This window comes from Bacillus sp. 05T22, assembly GCF_056396765.1.
Map to the genome: position 1 here is coordinate 24,409 of NZ_JBFTMC010000028.1, position 15,040 is coordinate 39,448.

16 protein-coding genes are annotated in these 15,040 nt (G+C 33.7%); 11 read left to right on the forward strand and 5 right to left on the reverse strand.

All coding sequences use genetic code 11. The features are described from left to right. Positions 1–17: 17 nt before the first annotated feature. The 5 genes from AC1DIT_RS11630 to AC1DIT_RS11650 all read left to right on the forward strand — a co-directional run bounded on the left by AC1DIT_RS11630 (position 18) and on the right by AC1DIT_RS11650 (position 5,233). Positions 18–1,397: a putative polysaccharide biosynthesis protein gene (locus AC1DIT_RS11630; protein WP_016114593.1), complete on the forward strand. Its 1,380-nt coding sequence runs from the start codon at positions 18–20 to the stop codon at positions 1,395–1,397. 184 nt (positions 1,398–1,581) lie between these two features. Beyond that, positions 1,582–2,523: a magnesium transporter CorA family protein gene (locus tag AC1DIT_RS11635; RefSeq protein WP_016114594.1), complete on the forward strand. Its 942-nt coding sequence runs from the start codon at positions 1,582–1,584 to the stop codon at positions 2,521–2,523. Positions 2,524–2,723: 200 nt separating this feature from the next. Beyond that, positions 2,724–3,620, forward strand: a complete 897-nt coding sequence (locus tag AC1DIT_RS11640) for a permease (RefSeq protein WP_016114595.1) — start codon at positions 2,724–2,726, stop codon at positions 3,618–3,620. Between the two features lie 3 nt (positions 3,621–3,623). After that, positions 3,624–4,493, forward strand: coding sequence for a TIGR03943 family putative permease subunit (locus AC1DIT_RS11645; RefSeq protein ID WP_016114596.1), 870 nt, complete (start codon positions 3,624–3,626; stop codon positions 4,491–4,493). A gap of 233 nt (positions 4,494–4,726) precedes the next feature. Beyond that, entirely contained in the window at positions 4,727–5,233 is a 507-nt protein-coding gene (locus AC1DIT_RS11650; RefSeq protein ID WP_016114597.1) for an acyl-CoA thioesterase, read from the forward strand. A gap of 85 nt (positions 5,234–5,318) precedes the next feature. On the opposite strand, the gene AC1DIT_RS11655 is transcribed toward AC1DIT_RS11650, so the two are convergent. Further along, complete coding sequence (locus AC1DIT_RS11655; protein ID WP_476998203.1) at positions 5,319–5,405, reverse strand: YjcZ family sporulation protein; 87 nt, start codon at positions 5,403–5,405, stop codon at positions 5,319–5,321. Between the two features lie 160 nt (positions 5,406–5,565). On the opposite strand from AC1DIT_RS11655, the gene cls reads away from it, so the two are divergent. Both cls and AC1DIT_RS11665 read left to right on the forward strand, forming a co-directional pair. After that, positions 5,566–6,750: a cardiolipin synthase gene (gene cls, locus AC1DIT_RS11660; protein WP_016114598.1), complete on the forward strand. Its 1,185-nt coding sequence runs from the start codon at positions 5,566–5,568 to the stop codon at positions 6,748–6,750. A 32-nt stretch (positions 6,751–6,782) separates the two neighbouring features. Then, positions 6,783–7,241 carry a spore coat protein gene (locus AC1DIT_RS11665; RefSeq protein WP_016114599.1) on the forward strand — a complete coding sequence of 153 codons (459 nt, stop codon included), beginning with the start codon at positions 6,783–6,785 and terminating at the stop codon, positions 7,239–7,241. 49 nt (positions 7,242–7,290) lie between these two features. Here AC1DIT_RS11665 and AC1DIT_RS11670 read toward each other — a convergent pair whose 3' ends face one another. Next, positions 7,291–8,076 (reverse strand): SDR family oxidoreductase, encoded by a 786-nt coding sequence (locus tag AC1DIT_RS11670; RefSeq protein ID WP_003197135.1) that lies wholly within the window; start codon positions 8,074–8,076, stop codon positions 7,291–7,293. A 187-nt stretch (positions 8,077–8,263) separates the two neighbouring features. Here AC1DIT_RS11670 and AC1DIT_RS11675 point away from each other — a divergent pair, with 187 nt between their 5' ends. Both AC1DIT_RS11675 and AC1DIT_RS11680 read left to right on the forward strand, forming a co-directional pair. After that, the gene (locus tag AC1DIT_RS11675) at positions 8,264–8,443 is read left to right on the forward strand and encodes a hypothetical protein (RefSeq protein WP_016114600.1); all 180 of its coding nucleotides are present in this window, start codon (positions 8,264–8,266) and stop codon (positions 8,441–8,443) included. Positions 8,444–8,742: 299 nt separating this feature from the next. Continuing rightward, complete coding sequence (locus AC1DIT_RS11680) at positions 8,743–9,363, forward strand: NAD(P)-dependent oxidoreductase (RefSeq protein ID WP_016114601.1); 621 nt, start codon at positions 8,743–8,745, stop codon at positions 9,361–9,363. A 25-nt stretch (positions 9,364–9,388) separates the two neighbouring features. Here AC1DIT_RS11680 and AC1DIT_RS11685 read toward each other — a convergent pair whose 3' ends face one another. From AC1DIT_RS11685 to AC1DIT_RS11695, 3 genes are all read right to left on the reverse strand, one after another. Further along, positions 9,389–9,871: a DUF456 domain-containing protein gene (locus AC1DIT_RS11685; protein ID WP_003197140.1), complete on the reverse strand. Its 483-nt coding sequence runs from the start codon at positions 9,869–9,871 to the stop codon at positions 9,389–9,391. 1 nt (position 9,872) lies between these two features. Beyond that, on the reverse strand, positions 9,873–11,180 hold the full coding sequence (locus AC1DIT_RS11690; protein ID WP_476998201.1) for a hemolysin family protein: 1,308 nt from the start codon (positions 11,178–11,180) through the stop codon (positions 9,873–9,875). Positions 11,181–11,392: 212 nt separating this feature from the next. Beyond that, entirely contained in the window at positions 11,393–12,280 is an 888-nt protein-coding gene (locus AC1DIT_RS11695) for a hypothetical protein (protein ID WP_016114603.1), read from the reverse strand. 348 nt (positions 12,281–12,628) lie between these two features. Here AC1DIT_RS11695 and cbpA point away from each other — a divergent pair, with 348 nt between their 5' ends. Together cbpA and brnQ4 are read left to right on the forward strand one after the other, a co-directional pair. Continuing rightward, positions 12,629–13,276: a cyclic di-AMP binding protein CbpA gene (gene cbpA, locus AC1DIT_RS11700; RefSeq protein WP_003197146.1), complete on the forward strand. Its 648-nt coding sequence runs from the start codon at positions 12,629–12,631 to the stop codon at positions 13,274–13,276. Positions 13,277–13,739: 463 nt separating this feature from the next. Further along, a partial coding sequence (gene brnQ4 / locus AC1DIT_RS11705; RefSeq protein ID WP_476998202.1) for a branched-chain amino acid transport system II carrier protein BrnQ4 occupies positions 13,740–15,040 on the forward strand: 1,301 nt, incomplete at its 3' end.

The window sequence follows — 15,040 nt, forward strand, 5'->3', positions numbered from 1 at the left end:
CGTAGCGGGGGAATGAAATGAAAGGATCACCGTTTTTACGTGGAACATTATTTTTAACGATGGCAACGATGATATCTAAAATGCTTGGATTTATATATGTTATCCCATTTACAGCGATGGTTGGTACTAGTGGATACGTATTATATACATATGCATATCGGCCATATACAATTATGCTGAGCATTGCAACGATGGGATTGCCACTTGCTGTTTCTAAAATGGTTTCAAAATACGACGAGTTAAATGATTATCATACAGTAAAACGAGTGCTAAAAAGTGGACTGTTTTTTATGGTTTTTATGGGAATTGTTTCATTTCTAGTTCTTTATATGTTAGCTCCATATCTTGCAAAGCTAGTGATCGTCGGAAGTGATCAAACTGGTAATAGTATGACTGCTGTGACGTATAATATTCAAATTGTTAGTTTTGCATTATTAATTGTACCAGTAATGAGTTTATTGCGCGGTTTTTTTCAAGGATTTCAATCTATGGGACCGTCAGCATCTAGTGTAGTTGTGGAACAGTTTTTTCGTGTCTTAACAATCTTAATAGGAAGCTTTGTTGTTTTGCATATTTTGAAAGCGTCTGTTTCGTTAGCGGTTGGAGTTTCAACTTTTGGTGCATTTATGGGGGCGGCGGCAGGATTGACTGTTTTGATAGGGTTTTATATGAGAAGGCGGAAATATTTAAAACGGAAAGAGATTGCCAGTATCCCGCAGACAACGAAGCCCTTTTTTGCTTTATACAAAGAGCTATTTACGTATTCAATTCCATTTGTTGCTGTTGGGTTAGCGATTCCGTTGTATCAAACAATTGATACATTTACAATCAATAAACTTTTAATAGAGATAGGTTACGTACAAGGTGAAGCAGAAAAAATAAATGCAATAATTGGGCTTGTCCAAATGGTTGTACTTATTCCTGTATCCGTTGCAACAGCTTTTAGTATGTCTCTCGTTCCTGAAATGACGAAAGCTTATACAGCTGGAAATGAACAATTATTATATAGGCATTTCACGAAAACCAATTTACTTGTTGTAGGGATTACAATTCCCGCAGCAATTGGAATGATTATATTAGCCCAACCTATATACACTCTTTTATTTGGAGTAGGAAATGATCCAAGTTTAGGAAGTGTTATTTTACGGTACTATGCACCAGCGTGTATATTATTTTCACTGTTTACAGTTACTGCTGCGATGTTACAAGGGATTGATCAGCAACAAAAAACAGTTTTAGGTTTAACCTTAGGAATTATAATAAAGGTCGTACTAAATATTATATTATTGCCGTACTTTGACTACACCAGTTTTATTATCTCAACATATGCAGGCTACACAGTTTCAGTTTCATTTAACTTGTGGATGCTGTCTAAATATGTTATAAAGGCAACATGAGCTTTTGAAAAGACAGAGCAATCTCTGTCTTTTTCTATTTTGAAAGAAATTATGAAGAAAAGCGTTTTCAAAATAATTTTCTATTGAAATTTAAACGTTTGTTTCATATGCTGAAAATAGCGGTTCAAAAACTGTTGTTTAAGTGAGGTAGATTCCCACATGTAAAAAGAATCGGGGTGATAGTATGTTAAATATTTATTTAACAGACCGAAACGGAAAACTACAAGAAATAGAGGAAATTCAAAAAGGTTGTTGGATTAATGTACTTCATCCAACAGAGGAAGAAATTCAATTTCTAGTGCAAACATTGAATGTAGAATTGGATTTTATTAAAGACCCTTTGGATGATGAAGAACGATCCCGGATTGAAAAAGAAGATGACAATGCATTAATTATCGTTGATATTCCAACAGTAAGGCATGATGAAGAAGGAAATTCAATATACGACACGATTCCAATTGGTATGATTGTAATGCCGGAATGTTTCGTTACAATCTGTTTAGAAGAAAATCCGATTTTCGAGCGATTTATTAATCAGCGTATTAAAGAATTTTATACTTTTAAAAAGACTCGTTTTGCATTGCAGCTCTTATATACGATTTCTACTTATTATTTACGATACTTAAAACAAATTAACCGAAAAACAATCGACTTAGAGCACGAGTTAAATAAGTCGATGAAAAATAAAGAAATCTTTACATTATTAGGTCTTGAAAAGAGTTTAGTGTATTTTACAACATCTTTAAAAGCAAACAAAATTGTTATTCAAAAGTTAATGCGCAATAATACGTTTATTAAAATGTATGAAGATGATCAAGATTTACTAGAAGATGTATTAATTGAAAATAAACAGGCCATTGAAATGGCTGAAATATATAGTCATATTTTAAGTGGTATGATGAATACGTTTAGTTCGGTTATTTCTAATAATTTAAACAGTGTTATGAAGTTTTTAACTTCTATGACAATCATATTATCAGTGCCAACAATGGTTTCCAGTTTTTTTGGAATGAATGTTCCAGTTCCTTTAAGTGAAAATCCGCATGGTTTTTTAATGGCTATGATTATATCCGCAATATTATCTTGCGTAATGGCCTTTATTTTTTGGAAGAAACGTTATTTTTAAATTATATGAAAGCTGTTCTAGCATAGTTATCAAACTGCGCTAGAGCAGCTTTTTTGTCGTAATAAAACGTTTCTTATATACGATATGTGTATTGATGAAAAACTTTTTTCCATGATTTGCAGATTTGAAAAGGGCTTGTTCAAATAATAAATTGAGGTTAAAATTACATATTGTTAATGAAAAAATGGAGGAAATACATCATGGAATTGTTTCAGTTACCGAAAGCATTCCTGCAAATGAATACAATCTTTATCTCAATTTTAATTGAAGCACTACCATTTGTGCTAATTGGTGTATTTATTTCAGGATTCATTCAAATGTTTGTGACAGAAGATATGGTGGCGAAATGGATGCCGAAAAATCGATTTCTGTCTGTATTATTAGCTACTTTTCTTGGCATGATGTTTCCAGGTTGTGAATGTGGCATCGTTCCAATTGTAAGACGTTTAATTGGGAAAGGTGTCCCGCCGTATGCTGGAATTGCATTTATGTTAACGGGGCCAATTATTAACCCGGTTGTATTATTTGCAACGTATGTTGCATTTGGAAGTAGTATGCATATGGTGTGGTATCGTTCCATTGTAGCCATTATTGTAGCTATTATCGTTGGACTTATATTATCGTTTATGTTTAAAGATCATCAACTACGTGATGAACATTTCCCAGAGGTGGATCATAAGCGTCCTTTGCGCAAAAAGATGTGGGACGTATGTACACATGCGGTTGAAGAGTTTTTCTCAATGGGGAAATACTTAGTAATGGGAGCATTAATTGCTGCTGCAGTTCAAACATTTGTACAAACTTCAACACTACTTTCTATAGGCCAAGGACCGTTCTCTTCATCAGCTGTTATGATGGGACTTGCGTATATTTTATCACTATGTTCAGAAGCGGATGCTTTTATTGCATCTTCGTTCCAAAGTACATTTTCAACAGCATCACTTGTCGCGTTCCTTGTTTATGGACCGATGGTGGATATTAAAAATATGTTTATGATGCTTGCGACATTTAAAACAAAATTTGTAATTGTTGTGATAGCTGCAGTTACACTTGTGGTTTATGCAAGCTCACTACTCATTTATGCGATGGGGTGGTAGGTTATGTTTCGAGCATATATTTTACTCGGGTTTACAATCTTAATTGCGCAGCTTCATATTTCAGGTAATATAACAAAGTATATAAATATGAAGTACGCATATTTATCAAAAACAGCTGCAATTATTTTAGGGTTTTTAACACTTATTCAAATCATTGTTGTTTTCCAAAAGGAACACAAAAAGGAAAAAGATCAGCACAGTTGTGGTTGTGATCATAGTCATTGTGGACATGATCATTCAAAAGATGAAAACACATGGTGGAAACGAACTTTTGCGTATACATTATTTTGTTTCCCTATTATTTCAGGACTATTCTTTCCAATTGCAACATTAGATTCGGATATTGTTAAAACAAAAGGTTTTCATTTTCCTGTTGCGCAGGCAGAAAGCACAGATCCATTTATGACAAGGCAGTTTCTAAGACCCGATACGAGTATTTATTACGGGAAAGAAGGCTATCGTGGTGTAATGGAAAAAGGGAAAAAAGAATACGTCACAAAAGATAATATTGCCTTGAAGGATGAAGACTTCTTAAAAGGTATGGAAACAATTTATAATTATCCTGGTGAATTTACAGGTAAGACACTTTCGTTTAAAGGGTTTGTTTTCCGCGATGATTCTTCAAAGAAAGAACAATATTTCTTATTCCGATTTGGTATTATTCATTGCGTAGCCGATTCAGGTGTATATGGTATGTTAGTGAAAAAACCAGAGGGAGTAGAGTGGAAAAATGATGATTGGATTCAAGTAGAAGGAACAATTTCAACTGAATTTTATCAACCATTCCATGCAAATATTCCTGTTTTGGAAGTAACAAAATGGAATAAAGTTGAACAGCCGAAAGAACAATATGTATTTAGAGGAGCCGATTGATTGAAAAAATCGGTTCTTTTTTATAGACATAAATTTATGAAAATTGCTAATATATAATATATAGTTCACCTAGTGTAATTTTTATATAGAAGATGAACAAAAAAGCATAGGGTAGTTCCAATGTTCTCATATTAATTAATATATAGGATGTATGGGACTAGGAGAATTTAGGGAGTATTTATTTCGTTTTCATGTTATGAAAGGTTTATGAATGAATTAAAGAGGTGAAGGAAATGGAAGAAACAAATGGGAAAACAGTTAATGAATCAAGAGTTTTTAAAACAAGTCGTGTCTTTCCAACAGATTTAAATGATCATAACACATTATTTGGAGGTAAAATATTAGCTGAAATGGATATGATTGCATCTATCTCAGCAACGAGACATTCACGAATGGAATGTGTAACGGCATCGATGGACTGGGTAGATTTTTTACATCCAGTTCGTTCAACTGATTGTGTGAGCTATGAATCGTTTGTCATTTGGACAGGGAGAACGTCGATGGAAGTGTTTGTAAAGGTAGTAGCGGAAGATTTAATTTCTGGTAAAAAACGAATTGCAGCAACATCTTTTGTTACATTTGTGGCCCTTGGAAAAGAAAATAATCCAGTTCCTGTTCCACGTGTGATTGCGGAAACAGAAGGAGAGAAAAAATTACATGAGATTGCTGTTTTACGTGCGCAGCAACGTCATATTCGAAAAGCAGAAAGTAAGAAAATTGCAACGTTATTAACTTTATAAGTGACCTGAAATGAAAAGCGGACACCTAAATTTAGGTGTCCGCTTTTATAGTTTTTTCATCTGCATATCGCCTTGGGAGAGCTAACTAGCAAAAGCAAGYAGCACCGACGATAATTAAGAGGATAAATAGTACGACAAGTAACGCAAATCCATTTCCATGTGCGAAGCCCATTGTTATTTCCTCCTTTTATTTTAAGATACAACATACAATATGCAAATTCACTCTTGTTTGACAGGGACATATATCACGAAAATATAGATTTTTCTTGTATGTTAACGTGAAAAAAAGGAAAGATATAGGAATAACTGTTTTTGAAGAAAGGATTTTATCCATGAAAAAATGTGTATCCATTTTGTTATGGATCATAGGGATATTCATATGGATGAACATCGATTTAGAGATGGGGAAGAAAATGACTAGTGGGCTTGAAATATCACAAATTCGATATGGAAATTTCCAATTATATACAAATGGAACAGATTTGTATCAAAATTTGTTTGATGATATAAATCGTTCAGAAAAGTATGTCTATATTCATTTTTATATTGTTGGTAAAGATGAAGTGAGTCGTAATTTTTTACAACTATTAGAGAAGAAAGCATCGAGCGGTGTGGATGTGAAATTATCAGTAGACCGTATAGGTGGCTATAAAATGAAGAAACAAGTGATTCAGCAGTTAAAAGAAAAGGGTGTTAAGTTTACTTTTAGTAAAAAGCCTAAATTAAAGAATTTGTTTTATTCATTGCATCAACGTAACCACCGGCGTATTGCGGTGATAGATGGAAAGATATCTTACATTGGTGGTTTTAATATTGGAAAGGAGTATCTCGGTAAGGATCCTAAATTTGGAAAATGGCGTGATTATCAGTTGCGTATTGCAGGAGATGGAGCGACTGATATGGAACAGAAATTTGCAGAAGATTGGCATGCGGATACTGGTGAAAAACTTTCTTTGTACAAAGGACCATCTCAGCAAGGAAATGCAAAGTATCAATATGTATTTTCAGATGGGAAAGGGTTATGGCAGGAATACGGTGCATTATTAAAAGGGGCTAAAAAATCATTAATCATTGCAACGCCGTATTTTGTACCAAGTAAGGAAATGATGGATGGTTTACAAGAAGCATTGCGGCGTGGCGTGACGGTAAAGATTCTTGTTCCTTTTAAAAGTGATGCTCTGTTACTAAAACAAGCTGCTTATCCGCATTTAAAAAAGATGCTGGATGCCGGTGCGGAAGTCTATCAATACCGGAATGGTTTTTTTCATGGAAAGGTGACAATAATTGATGATATAAGTGTGGATGTAGGAACAGCTAATTTTGATAATCGTAGTTTTTACATAAATACAGAGTCGGACTGTTTTATATATGATAAAGCAGTTGTAGCTGAGGTATGGAAACGACTACAAGAGGATTTTCATAATTCTAAACGCTTAACTGATAAAGATTTTGACAAAATAAATAGCTGGGATTGGTTTCTAGCAAAGGTAGCAAATGTTCTGGCATCCTATTTATAGGCATATATTTAGAGGGAAGGGGGAGCTATGATATGAGATGTATGGAAGAATTAATGAAGTGTAGTTATGAAATGATTCATATGATTGGTGAGTATATGAATAGGGTGGAAGGTGAAGAGTTAAAGGATATATTAAAACAACATTTGCCCTATATTTTACAAGCTTACAATGAACAAGTGAACTTTCAAGAAGGTGAAAATGTACAGCATATGATTTGTGAACAACTGAAGTCCCCCCTTATACAAAATGATATACCGATGAAGAATACAAGTCAGGGTGACATTGAACTTGCTATTTCCTATATTTCGAATTTAAAAAGATTAGCACTCAGATTCGCCCAAGTTGCTGTAGAAGTTGCAAATCCGGAATTCCGATCATTTTTAGAAAACTGCTTTGTTAAAATGAATCGTTATGCATATAGTGTATGGCAATATGTTGTGAAAAAAGAATATACAATAGAGAATATATATGAAGACGAAAGATTTGCATAGAATAAAAAAACAAGACGGCATATGAGCTGTCTTGTTTTTTTGAAAAGAATTATAAGCTTTTTACCATTCCACCATCAACAAGGAATGATTGCCCAGTCATATAAGTATTTGCATCGGATGCAAGGAATGTAGCAAATTTAGCGAATTCACTAGGACGACCATATCTTCCAAGTGGGATAATTGCTTCATATTGTTTTTGAACGTCTTCTACTGCAATTCCGCGCTTTTCGGCAGCTGTTTCATCGAGAGAAGCGATGCGGTCCGTAGCAATACGTCCAGGAGCAATCGTATTAATCAAAATGTTATATGGAGCAAGCTCAGATGCTAACGTTTTTGCTAAGCCTGTAATGCCGACGCGGAATGTATTCGATAATAGTAATCCGGGAATGGGCTCTTTAATAGAAGACGAAGCAATGTTAATAATTTTGCCGCCTTGCTCTTTCATATATGGAAGTACTTCACGAATCATACGAACGTAACTTAATAAATTGAGCTCAAATGAATTGTACCAATCTTCGTCTGTTAATTGTTCAAATGTACCAGGCTTAGGGCCGCCGGCATTGTTTACTAAAATATCAATTGTGCCAAAGGTTTGTACAGTATATTCTACCGCTTGTTTCATGTTTTCTTTGTTTGTAACATCACAAACTGTATACATGGCAGTACCTTTATTAAGAGCGATCAATTCTTTTTGTAAAGATGCTAGCTTTTCTTCATTACGACTAAGTAGCATAACATTTGTTCCTTCTTTTACAAGTTCCGTAGCAATTGCTTTTCCTAAACCTTGACTAGAAGCAACAACTAGAGCAGTTTTTCCAGCTAATCCAAGTTCCATATATATCAACCTTTCTTTGTTATATTATTTTTATTATAAGTGAAAACGATTCAAAATAAAAAACAACTGGCTCTCTTATCAGAAAATTTACAGAAATTTACCGTATCTTTACTCTTTTCTTATATTACCTTCAAAAAAGAGAAGTAATATGAGATTGTACATATTCTATCAAAAGGGGGATAAGCAAATGAATAAATGGGTTAAATCTTTAACTGCTATGGCACTTGCGAGCTCTTTATTTATGGTAGGTTGTAGTAAAGGTGAGGACAAAAAGAAGGATGAGGACAAAACATCGCAGCAAGATGAAAAGAAAGATCAAGAAACGAGCAAGGATAGTAATTCTTCAGATTCAAAGGAAAAAAAATAATATTTTGAATGGTAGGGCTTCCTCAAGTGTTGAGGAAGCTTTTATATATATCCATTTTGCTTTTCCAACATATAAGTCGCTGCTAGGAAGAACAAAAGGTGACCTGCACTCGTTTTTTCTCTTTGTTTTCACTTGGCATGGGACAGGAAGAGGGTCTAACCGCTTTTATGGCGTGGTCGGATGCTCTCTTCCGCCTAAAAAATAGATTTTATGTCGGTTTTTCAATTTGTATTTATATAGTTGCATATTTATCGTTTTTGAGAAAGAATAGAGAGAAATAGTAAGTAAGGAGTACGAAGATGAAAATATGTATATTTGGTGCAACTGGAAGAGTTGGGTCACAGTTAATGAAACTAGCATTACAAGATTCACATGATATCACAGTATTAGTTCGTGATCAAAATAAGCTTATGATGAGACATAATAAGCTACATATCGTAGAAGGGGATGTATTACAGGGAAATGATGTGAAGAAAGCTTTAAAGGGCGCTGAGCTCGTTTTAAGCGCTCTTGGAACAGATGGAAATAGAACATTATCGAATAGTATACCTAGCATTATAAAACATATGGGGAAAGAGGGAGTAAAAAGGATTATTACGATAGGAACAGCAGGCATTTTACAGGCGCGAACAAATCAGAAGATATATCGATTTCAATCGGAAGAATCAAAAAGAAAAACCACAACGGCTGCAGAAGATCATTTAGCTGCTTATGTAGCTTTAAAAAATAGTGAGCTATGCTGGACAATTGTTTGCCCTACACATTTAATTGATGGTGAAGAAACGGGTATATACCGGACGGAGACGGATATGTTACCACTGGATGGATCAAAAATTACGGTAGGAGATACAGCTCGTTTTACGTGGTCGCTAATAAATGAAAAAGTATATGAAAATAGCCGTGTAGGCATTGCTTATTAAAAAAACCATCCCTGAAAAGGGATGGTTAAAAAAGAATGTAACATACAAAAATGATAATCATAATAATTTGTAAAATTGCTTTTGCTACTGTACTGCTTAAGAAGCCGACGACTGTAGCAATTCCGACCATAAACGCTTCTTGTGGTGTCTTTTTATGCATTATTTCTGTCACGAAAACAGACAGAAATGGAATGATAATGAGACCAAATGGTGGGAAGAAAAAGGAGCCGATAATAATAGAAACCATTCCCACACGTTCACCCCATTTGGTACTTCCATATTTCTTTAAGAAGTATCCATTTGCGATAAAATCAGCAACGAAAATAATGATGGTAAAAATGATTTGAAGGATCCAAAAACTTATTGTTAGCTCCCCACCATTTATGCCAAAATGATAAATGAGATATCCAGCCCACAGTGCGAGTATGCCAGGGATAATCGGATAGATAAACGCAATAAACGATACGATAAAACAAGCAATTATACAAAGTGTTAATAAAACGGTCACTTTATATCTCCTTTTTACTATCTAGTTTATGTACAGCAACTTTCTTAATTTGATGCCCGTCAAGTTCTAATGCTTTGAATTGGAAACCAGCATATTCAATTGAATAGCCAACTTCAATATTTAAATCAATTGCCTGAGATAGAAGCCAGCCCCCAATTGTATCTAAATCACTATCATCGATATGTAAACCAAATATATCATTTACTTCTGAAATGAGTACTTTTCCATCCAGTACAGTGAGTTTTGGTGTGCGTTTTTCAATCATTGGCGATTCATCTGCATCAAATTCATCTTGAATTTCACCAATAATTTCTTCAATAATATCTTCCATTGTTAATAGGCCAGCTGTCCCACCGTATTCATCCATTACAATCGCCATTTGCACATGATTCTTTTGAAGATGAATTAATGTTTTACGGATTGGTACTGTTTCAAATACAGTTAAGACCGGATGTATATATGCTTCTAAAGGTTTTTGAATCCCCTTCGTTTGATCGTGAAAAATTTCTTTTGTGTTTAGCATCCCGATAATATCATCTTTATCTTTTTCAATAATCGGATAACGTGTATATTTTTCAGATGCCACGATATCCATATTTTCTTCTAATGTATTTTCGGTAGATAAACAGACCATTTCTGTGCGAGGTACCATAATTTCTTTGGCAACACGATCATCAAATTCGAAAATATTGTTTACATATTTGTATTCAGTCTGATTAATTTCACCACTTTTAAAGCTTTCACCTAAAATAAGTCGTAATTCTTCTTCTGAGTGAGCAAGTTCATTTTCTTTTGCTGGTTCTAAGCCGAATAGTTTTGTAAAGAATACGGCTGTACTATTAAGTAACCAAATGAAAGGATACATGATTTTATCAAACCAAATGRGTGGTTTGGCAAATTTTAATGTAATAGCCTCGGCTTTTTGAATTGCAAAAGATTTTGGAACAAGTTCCCCCAATACAACATGGAAAAAAGTGATGACACTAAATGCAATGATAAACGATAGCGTATTAGCCATTGCTCCAGTAATATTTATTTTTTCAAATAGTGGTCGTAGTAAGTGTTCAACAGTTGGTTCACCAAGCCAACCAAGCCCTAAAGACGTGATAGTAATACCAAGCTGACAGGCTGATAAGTATACATCTAAGTTAGAAACAACGCTTCTGGCAGCTAGTGCTTGCTTATTTCCTTCATTTGCAAGCTGRTCAATTCGRCTTTTTCGTACTTTTACAACCGCRAATTCWGATGCRACGAAAAAGCCAGAAATGAGAATAAGTACAAAAATGAGAAAAATATTTAATATGTCCAAGTGTGTTCTCTACTCCGAAGTTGGAATAAAGATGTCACCTCCTGCAAGTATGTTATACTTTTATAATAAATCGAAATGAAAATAATAGTCAAAGGAAATGAGTAAATATTGGAATGTTTTTCTAACCATACATGAATTTGTTGGTATTTTACCCTGAATGAAAGGGGAATAACCCTCCATTTTTAAAAGGAGGGAGATAGCATGAAGCTTAATTACTTTATCAGTGTTTTTGTGATAGTGTAAGTTTGATGTTTAGACTGGTTTGTTGTCCACACGGATTGAAGAAAGGAAAGAATGATGTATGGAATATAAATGAGTAGCAGTCCAATTGTGACAACGGTTGGGGAACTTCCTCCAAATTGAATAATAAATTGTAGTAATCCTTTCGTATGAAAAATACATTCCATATAAAAAAATGACAGAATAATGGAGCTTAAAATAGATTTATGATTTGAAACAATTGCCATAAATAATGTATTAATGAGAAAAGATGAATCACGTAAATCATGTTCTGCAGTTTTATTTAAAAACGGAATCCATTTTTTAATTGCCTGTATAACAATAATCATTGATGTACTACCTATGATGATGAGAGAGGAGAGGAATGGAATTGTTATGTACTTTGCGATGTATAAAGAAATTAAAACAATAGAACATTGTAATAAAGCAGTACTGAATGAGTATGGAATCCAGTGCAATATTGAAGTGTATTTTTTTAGTTGTTTTGGTACCTTTAAGAATAAACGTCCCATTGTTAAGCTAATTGAAAAACCAATTGCGAGTGTGAATGTAAAACGCACGATTGATAAAAAGTATACTTCCCACATATAAGGGAATAGAAGTGTAGATTGTCCTGGAGCATGTACAGTTGTGGTTGAATTTATAATAGGTTGTGATGAAAAAAGAATGGATTCATGCATCCAATCAATCATCGGGATGAAAATGGATGGAAAATGAGCGAGATTATGAAAAATCCCAAGTAAACCTTTCAAATAAGAAGACTCATGAGTTAATAATAAAGAAGGAATAGGGCTTATGATAAGAATAACAAGGAATCCTACAAAAAAGCGATATGTGTAAGAACGAAATAAAGAAGACATAAAGGCTCACCTACTCTTTGAAAATTCAGAAAATTCTTATTCTTATTTTAGCGCTTTTTTGTGAAAGTTACAATATCTTTTTCTTTACATATGGGTATAAGCTAGGATTATAAGTGATTGTCTTTATTTTCAGCCATAGTCAGTAACTAGCTTAAGTATGATAAGTTGCTTATATTATTTGTTGTACAGAATGATAATCTACTAAATTTCTCAAAAATGAATCATTCATGAACAAATAATGACAATAATACGAAAAGCTTTCAGAAAAATAAAATAAATCATTTATTTTTTTCTGAAAATATAATATAGTTATGGCACAGAAAGTATTTTAACATAAGGAGGCTTTTTATGAGGATTAAAGGAAATTATGTGCCAAAAAGAGAAGTTTTATATTGCTCCATTTCATTTACAATAGGTGAAGCATTGGATCATTTAAATAAAACGGGTTATCGTTGTGTGCCAGTTTTAGATGAAAAGAAAGAGAAATTTTTAGGGAATGTATATAAAGTAGATATTTTAGAATATAAAGGTTCATTAGAAGATGATTTATCAGAATTATTAAATGATAAAGAGGGCTATGTGAGAGAAGACTCTTCTTTCTTTAAAGTGTTCTTTACAATTAAGAAGCTACCATATTTGTCCGTTATCGATGAGAAAGGGACATTTCTTGGAATCTTAACTCATAAAAAGGTATTTGAGTTATTAGAGGATGCATGGGGTGTTCATTCTAGCAGGTATTCTGTTATGGTGGGAACCCAAGATTATAATGGAGCGATTCAAAAACTATCTACAGTTTTGAAAAAATATAGTGGCATTCAAAGTTTAATGACATTTGATAATGATGCGTTATTAGTACGCAGAATTATGTTTACACTAGGCGAAGAATTTAAACCAGAAGAATTAGATTCATTGCTTAAGGATTTAGAAGACCATGGATTTCGCGTTGTATATGTAGAAGAAATGAATAATCCACGTGAAGTGGAGACAATAGAATAGAAGATACAAAGCCATCTGTATAATTTAGATGGCTTTTCGTTATACATAAAAAAGGAAATAGTAATGTTATTTTGAGATAACAAAATGAATCGTTGCATATTTGTTTCTAAAATATTTTCCTAAAAGAATAATAGACGAGGAAGGAGAACTTATTATTTTGTTTTTCGAAAAATTCTATATAAAAAATATGTTTTTATTTTTCAACTAAATATGTTACTATATGTGTGACAAAAGCAAAGAAGTCTGACAAGTTTACTCCATGGTTTAACACTCTAATGATTTAAATATTCAAAAAAATCAAAATTTATAAATTAGAGTAATAAAAAGGGGAAGTGGAGAAATTATGGAGAAAGGCATTGCCTTTTAAGGGGCGATATATTAATCAACATGAGCAGAGAGGAGGATGCATAGCATATTGTGAAAAAAGATAAAAACAATAGGGAACATGCTATGCAAGAAAAAGATGAAGGGACGATTAAGGCCAGGAGATACGATAGCAATTGGTTTGATGTTGTTTGCATTATTTTTAGGAGCAGGAAATTTAATTTTCCCACCAGTATTAGGTCAACAAGCAGGAGAAAATGTTTGGATTGCCACAATTGGATTCCTTGTGACAGGAGTCGGACTTCCTCTATTAGCTGTAACCGCTGTAGCTTTTGTAGAGGGAGACTTGAAAGCGTTATCCTCTAGAGTACATCCTATATTTGCGTTTATTTTCCCACTGATTAGTTATTTAGCGATTGGACCATTCTTTGCAATCCCGCGTACAGGGGCAGTTTCATTTGAAATGGGAATGAAGCCGTTTCTATCAGAAGCGTTTGTGTCAGAGTGGTATATGCTGTTTCTATACACAGTAGTTTTCTTTGGGGTTACTTGGTATTTATCATTAAATCCATCAAAACTAATTGATTGGTTTGGAAAGTTCCTTACCCCATTATTAGTATTAATTGTTGCTGTAATTGTTGGAAAAGCGATTATTGATCCAATTGGGGCGCCTGCTGCACCATTAGATGCATACAAAGAAAATGCATTTTTTGGCGGATTTATTCAAGGATATTTAACGATGGATGCTATTAGTGCACTTGTATTTGGGATCGTTGTTGTACAAGTTATTCGTTCAAAAGGGATAAAAGAGAGTGGACAAATTGCAAAAATAACAATTATATCAGGAATTATTGCTGTGGTAGGCTTAACATTAATTTATTTATCACTTGCTTATCTTGGTTCGACAAGTACATCACTTGGCGTTTCTGATAATGGAGGTCTTATTTTAACGAAAGTTGTAAATGAGCTATATGGAACAAGTGGAAAAGTATTGTTAGGCCTTGTTATTACACTCGCATGTTTAACAACTTCAGTTGGACTTACATCGGCGTGTGCGGGATTCTTTACAAACTTATTCCCAAGATTATCGCATAAAATGATTGTCACATTGGTATGTGCGTTTAGTTTATTTGTATCAAACTTAGGGTTAACACAGCTTATTGCTGTAACATTGCCTGTGTTACTGATTATTTATCCTGTTGCGATTGTACTAATTGTTCTGTCTTATTTCCATAAATGGATTGGGCAACGAAATACAATATATATCGGTGCAATTTTAGGGGCACTAGTTATTAGTCTATTTAACGGTTTAGAAAGTGCAAATATTAAGTTTGATGCTATAATAAATGTGTTGCAAATGCTTCCTTTATATAAGGAAGGAATTGGATGGTTATTGCCATCATGTGTTGGTGGAGTTATGGGTTACTTCCTATATAGACC

Bases quoted from the DNA above. Each gene is read 5' to 3' on its own strand.
- AC1DIT_RS11640 (WP_016114595.1), top strand. From the start codon at position 2,724: ATGGAATTGTTTCAGTTACCGAAAGCATTCCTGCAAATGAATACAATC.
- AC1DIT_RS11645 (WP_016114596.1), top strand. From the start codon at position 3,624: ATGTTTCGAGCATATATTTTACTCGGGTTTACAATCTTAATTGCGCAG.
- AC1DIT_RS11650 (WP_016114597.1), top strand. From the start codon at position 4,727: ATGGAAGAAACAAATGGGAAAACAGTTAATGAATCAAGAGTTTTTAAA.
- AC1DIT_RS11630 (WP_016114593.1), top strand. From the start codon at position 18: ATGAAAGGATCACCGTTTTTACGTGGAACATTATTTTTAACGATGGCA.
- AC1DIT_RS11680 (WP_016114601.1), top strand. From the start codon at position 8,743: ATGAAAATATGTATATTTGGTGCAACTGGAAGAGTTGGGTCACAGTTA.
- AC1DIT_RS11635 (WP_016114594.1), top strand. From the start codon at position 1,582: ATGTTAAATATTTATTTAACAGACCGAAACGGAAAACTACAAGAAATA.
- AC1DIT_RS11695 (WP_016114603.1), bottom strand. From the start codon at position 12,280: ATGTCTTCTTTATTTCGTTCTTACACATATCGCTTTTTTGTAGGATTC.
- AC1DIT_RS11675 (WP_016114600.1), top strand. From the start codon at position 8,264: ATGAATAAATGGGTTAAATCTTTAACTGCTATGGCACTTGCGAGCTCT.
- cls (WP_016114598.1), top strand. From the start codon at position 5,566: ATGAAAAAATGTGTATCCATTTTGTTATGGATCATAGGGATATTCATA.
- AC1DIT_RS11670 (WP_003197135.1), bottom strand. From the start codon at position 8,076: ATGGAACTTGGATTAGCTGGAAAAACTGCTCTAGTTGTTGCTTCTAGT.
- cbpA (WP_003197146.1), top strand. From the start codon at position 12,629: ATGAGGATTAAAGGAAATTATGTGCCAAAAAGAGAAGTTTTATATTGC.
- AC1DIT_RS11665 (WP_016114599.1), top strand. From the start codon at position 6,783: ATGAGATGTATGGAAGAATTAATGAAGTGTAGTTATGAAATGATTCAT.